We start from the raw sequence: 5,092 nt of genomic DNA on the forward strand, positions 1-5,092 counted from the left end.
TGCCTTGCCGCGTGGGGCAGGGACTGGGCCGCGTCGCCAAGGGTGGCGTTGGCGGATATGGCGGCGCGCACGGCGCCCTCCGTCTGGGCCGAAGCCTGCGCGGCCATGTCGGCGGCGCTGGTGACGGAGCTGGCGACGGCACCAGCGGCGGATTCTGTGGCGTTAGGCAAGCTGCTTCACCCGTTCGATGGGACTGATGATGTCGGTCAGGCGCACGCCGAATTTCTCGTTGATGACCACGGCCTCGCCGCGCGCCACCAGCTTGCCGTTGACGTACACTTCCAGCGGCTCGCCGGCCAGCTTGTTCAGCTCGACGACCGAACCCTGCCCCAACTGGAGCAGTTCGTTGATCAGCAGGCGGGTGCGGCCCAGTTCCGCCGAGACGTCCAGCGGGATGTCCAGGATGAAGTCCAGTTCGCGCCGACCGCTGTCGGGCCGGGGCGACTTGGCCTCTTCCGTCAAATCCTTGAACTTGGCCTCGCGCGCGGCAGACGCAAAGAAGCCCTGTTCCTTTTCCTTCTTCAGCTGGGTCTGCTCTTCACTGGCCAGGGCCTTGGCCCATTCCTCGGCCAGGCGAGCGTCGTCCTCGCCGCCCCCGGCAGCGGACGAGGCCTTGCCGCCGCCATCCTCGTCGTCTTCCCCTTCCAGGGCGGCAGCCCACTGGGCCGCCAGCAGATCCTGATCGACATCCTTGCCGTCACTCATGGGTATTCCTTTTGCGCCGTGCGCGCCTACTGGATGACCATTTCGGTAATGTACACCCGCAGCACCTTGGGGCCGCCCAGAATCTGGTTCAGGCGTTCGGCCACCTCGTTCTTGAGCTGGAGCTTGCTTTCGATGGGGGCAAGGTCCGCGTACGACTTGCTGGACAGCAGCAGGATGACCGCGTCACGCACCTTGGCCGACTGACCTTCCAGTTCCTTGACCGTGGCGTCGGAGCCCACCTCCACTTCCATGGTCAGCTTGAGGTAGCGGCGCCCCGTGGGATCGGCCAGGTTCACGAGAAACGTCGGCAACTTGGCAACCTTGGCATTGCGGGCAGGGGCCTCGCCGCCCTTGGCGTCGGCCTTGCCCTCGGCATTGGCCGATTCGGGCGCGCCCTCGGCATTCTGCGCGGCGGGCCGCATGACGAACCACCAGTACGCCCCGCCACCGCCGCCGCCACCCAGCAACAACAGCAACAGGATGAGGATGATCCACTTCAGCTTGCCGGACTTCTTCTTTGGGGGTGCGGCTTCTTCCGCCACTGCGCTCGCTCCTTGGGGCAACTGGACATCACGGGGCTGGGCGGGGCTGGCCGCCCGCCGTGCCGCGCCTTGCGGTTCCTGCTAGTATCCGCCGAGTCTCGGCGTGGTCTTTACCAGAATTTCCACCCGGCGGTTGCGGTCGGGATCGTCGGACCCCGCTGCCGCGCCCGTGCGGTCGGCCTCTCCCGGCACGTCCGGCACGTCCGGCACACCCGGAGCACCGGATGCCGGGGGCTGCCCCGCCAGCGATGGCCTGTCCGGGCCGTACCCCGCGACGGAAAACCGGGCCGGGTCAAGTTTTCTCTGCACGAAATATTCCAAAACCGTCAACGCACGCCGTCCGGCCAGTTCGTAGCCGATGGCGGCACCCGTTACGGTTCCTGCCCCGCTCCCTGTTCCGGCGGCCTGCTCCAGCGCGGACACGCCTTCGGTGCGCGGGTCGCTGTGCCCGGCAATGGCCACGTCGGCGGTGACGTATTCCAGCACTTCGGCCAGCATGCCCAGCAGCGGGCGCGACGTCTCGCGCAGCCGCCACTGCCCGGGTGCGAACAGCAGGTCGTCGGTCAGGGCCAGCACCACTCCCTCCGGATGTTCCAGTATCCGCAGGTTCTTGTCCAGTGTACTTCGGTCGATGCCGGGGGGCAACTCGGCACCGGGGAACAACAGTTCCTTGATCTCGCGCTGGTGGGCGAACACCTGCGCGGGGCGCGCCAGCAGCGGTTCCAGCAGCCGGATGCGTTCCGGCACCATACCGGTGACGCCAGCGGCCTGTTCGCCCGCCTCGCCGAAATGGCTGCCGATGCGCGACAGGGTGACCCGGTTCATGGACGACATGGACAGCAGCAGCACGAAAAAGGCCAGCAACAGGGTGACAAGGTCGGAATAGGTCAGCAGCCACGGCTGGCGGGGCTTGTCCTCTGCCCGGGTACGGTGCGGAAGGCGCGCGGGGCCGTGCGGTTGCGGGGGCGCATGCGGTGACGCGGAGGACTGCGGGATGTCGGCCATCTCAGTTCCCTCCTCCACTCCGGGCGGATTCCTGGTCGGATTCCGGGCCGGGATTCTGCCCCGAACCGGCGCCTGACGCCCCACCGCTGCCCGCCCCGCCGCCGGGCATGGCGAAATCGAACCGGAACCCCTTGTACTGGAAGGTCTCGCGCACGGGGGCGCCCTCCTTCAGGGATTCCATGCGGCGCGCCCATTCGGCGTTGCGCCGGTCGAGCACGATGTCCACGCGCCGGTTGGCGCGCCGCCCGTCGGGAGTCAGGTTGTCGAAGCGGGGACGCGTGTCGCCGTGGGCTTCCATGAGCATGCGGCCACGCGGCACGCCAAGGTCGGACAGCTTGCGGTACACCGCCGTGGCCCGCCCCAGCGAAAGCCGCCACGGCGTGGGCAGGTCTTTTTCATCGCCGCGCAGCCGGAACAGGATGCCCTCTTCGTCGCGCGCGGGCGAGGCGTGCCCGGCGATCAGAACCGGATGCTCCACCCCGCGCAGCACCGGAGCGACGCGCGCCAGCAGGGCCGCGCCGCGTTCGGTCAGATCCGTCGAGCCGGTGCGGAACAGCACCTCGTCGTTGATGGAAAAAATCTGGATGTAGCCGTTTTCCTGGTAGTTGATGTCGCGCTCGGCATCTTCCCACAGCATGTCGCGCAGGGGGGTCAGGTCGCGACCGCGCGGGGGCGCGTCACCCATGGGGACGACGCCCGGCACGGGGCGACCGTCCGCCGGTTCACGCGGGCTGGCGGTGCCCTGTTCCTGCCCGAAGCTGCCCGCCACCGACCCCACGGCCAAGACCCTGCGCCGCTCGTCGATGACCGAAATGGCCACCAGCAGCACGAAGAAGGTCAGCAGCAGGGTCATCAGGTCGGAATACGTGATGAGCCACGGCGGCTGGGTGATGCCTGCGGGCTGCGGTTTCCGCCTGTTGCGCGCCATGGTCCGTGCTCCGGGGCTGGGCGGGGTCGCCTAGTTGGTGCGCCGCTCGCGCGGCGGCTGATAGCAGCTCAGCTTTTCCAGGATGATGCGCGGATTTTCTCCCCTGGCGATGGCCAGGATGCCTTCCAGTTGCATTTCCATCAGCTGCACCTCTTCCTTGCTGCGGTGGCGCAGCTTGCCCGCCAGCGGCAGGAAGATCAGGTTGGCCAGCACCACCCCGTAGAAGGTGGTGATGAGCGCCACGGCCATGGCCGGGCCGATGGACGAGGGATCGTTCATGGAGCGCAGCATCTGAACCAGGCCGATGAGCGTGCCCACCAGCCCCAGCGCCGGTGCGTACGAGGCCAGCGCGTTGAAGATGTCCACCCCCATGGAGTGGCGCGTCTCCAGCGCGGCGATCTCGCTTTCCATGATCTCGCGGATGGCGTCGGGCTCCAGCCCGTCGATGGTCAGCTGCAACCCCTTGCGCAGGAAGGGGTCATCCAGGTTGCGCACGGCGGGTTCCAGCGACAGCAGGCCTTCTCGCCGGGCGCGGTGGGCGAATTCCATGAACTGGTCGATGACCAGGTCGATGCGATGCAGCCGGGTGGCGAAGGCCTTGCGGGTGATGGCCAGCACGCGCAGGGCCACCGGCAGCGGGTAGTGCACCAGCGCCGCCCCCAGGGTGCCGCCCAGCACGATGAGCAGGGCCGCCGAATCCACGAAGAACAGTGGATTGCCGCCCATGGACAGCGCCGTGCCGATGAGCCCGAACGAGATGAGGATGCCGAGTACGGTTGCCAGATCCATGCGGTACCCCTGCTGCGTGCGCGGGCGTTTGGTTCGTGCCCCGCGTGTGGCGGGCGGTCGGTGGTCGGTTTCCGATATAACCTTCGCCAACCGAGGGTTCTAAATCGGGCCTTTCGTTCGTTGGCAAGGAAAACAAGCCCGCCATGAGTGAGCATGCGGCAGCCGTGCGCGGGTCTTCGGGCAGCACGGATGGCGACCGCATCGCGCTCTTGTCGAATTCGACCGAGCCTTAGCCGTTAGGTGAGCTTGCGAACCTTTACGGATAAGGACAGCAAAGTTATGGCGGGCGACGTTTGACCGCTCTGCGCTCGATGCCCGTAAAGTTCGCAGACTCGCTTGACGGGCACGCTGCGCGCCCTTCGGATCGGTCAGCCAACGGACGAAAAGACCATTTAGAGTCAGATGCGAACCGGGCGCGGGCCGAAAATGTCCGTCCCCACCCGCACGATGGTGGCCCCTTCGGCCACGGCCACTTCCACGTCGTGCGACATGCCCATGGACAGGTGCGGCAGGGGCAGGCCCACACGGGCGGACAGCGCATCGCGCAGCTCGCGCAACCGGGCAAAGTACGGGCGCGAGGCCTCGCCGTCGTCGAAAATGGGCGGCATGCACATCAGCCCCAGCAGGCGCAGGCGCGGCAGGGCCAGCACGGCGTCCGCCAGGGCGGGCAGGTCGTCCGGGTCCACCCCGGATTTCTGCTCCTCGTCACCTATGTTCACCTGCAGCAAGATGTCCTGACCGGGCGCAACGCCCCCGGCCCCCTGCGCGGGCATGCCGGAAAGCCGCTGGTCCAGCTTGCGGGCCAGGGTTTCCGAATCCACGGTGTGCAGCAGCGCAAAGCGCCCCACCACGTCCTTGGCCTTGTTGCTTTGCAGGTGGCCGATGAAATGCCAGCGCGGGGTTGCGCCCCCCGCCGCCGTCGTTCCGGATGCCGCATCCGGACCCATGCCCGTCATATCGGCAACTTCGGTCTGTTTCCGTAGTGCTTCCTGCACATAATTCTCGCCAAAATCACGCTGCCCGGCAGCGGCCAGCGCGGCCACGCTGGCGGCGGGGTGATACTTGGACACGGCCACCAGGGTCACCCCGGCGGGGTCGCGCCCGGCGGTGCGGGCGGCGCCGT

General features: G+C 67.6%; 6 protein-coding genes. All 6 read right to left on the minus strand.

The window, feature by feature from the left end; genetic code table 11:
• Positions 1-162: 162 nt before the first annotated feature.
• Positions 163-705 (minus strand): flagellar motor switch protein FliN, encoded by a 543-nt coding sequence (gene fliN, locus FVW20_RS07190; protein ID WP_196608894.1) that lies wholly within the window; start codon positions 703-705, stop codon positions 163-165.
• A 26-nt stretch (positions 706-731) separates the two neighbouring features.
• Positions 732-1,247: a flagellar basal body-associated FliL family protein gene (locus tag FVW20_RS07195; protein WP_196608895.1), complete on the minus strand. Its 516-nt coding sequence runs from the start codon at positions 1,245-1,247 to the stop codon at positions 732-734.
• Between the two features lie 81 nt (positions 1,248-1,328).
• Complete coding sequence (locus FVW20_RS07200) at positions 1,329-2,252, minus strand: OmpA/MotB family protein (RefSeq protein ID WP_196608896.1); 924 nt, start codon at positions 2,250-2,252, stop codon at positions 1,329-1,331.
• Position 2,253: 1 nt separating this feature from the next.
• Positions 2,254-3,180, minus strand: a complete 927-nt coding sequence (locus FVW20_RS07205) for an OmpA/MotB family protein (RefSeq protein WP_196608897.1) — start codon at positions 3,178-3,180, stop codon at positions 2,254-2,256.
• A 30-nt stretch (positions 3,181-3,210) separates the two neighbouring features.
• Entirely contained in the window at positions 3,211-3,969 is a 759-nt protein-coding gene (locus tag FVW20_RS07210) for a motility protein A (protein WP_196608898.1), read from the minus strand.
• A gap of 398 nt (positions 3,970-4,367) precedes the next feature.
• Positions 4,368-5,092, minus strand: a 725-nt coding sequence (locus tag FVW20_RS07215) for a YggS family pyridoxal phosphate-dependent enzyme (RefSeq protein WP_196608899.1), incomplete at its 5' end; no start/stop codon positions are given.

The sequence above is a fragment of the Nitratidesulfovibrio oxamicus genome, from assembly GCF_015731765.1.
GTDB lineage: Bacteria > Desulfobacterota > Desulfovibrionia > Desulfovibrionales > Desulfovibrionaceae > Cupidesulfovibrio > Cupidesulfovibrio oxamicus.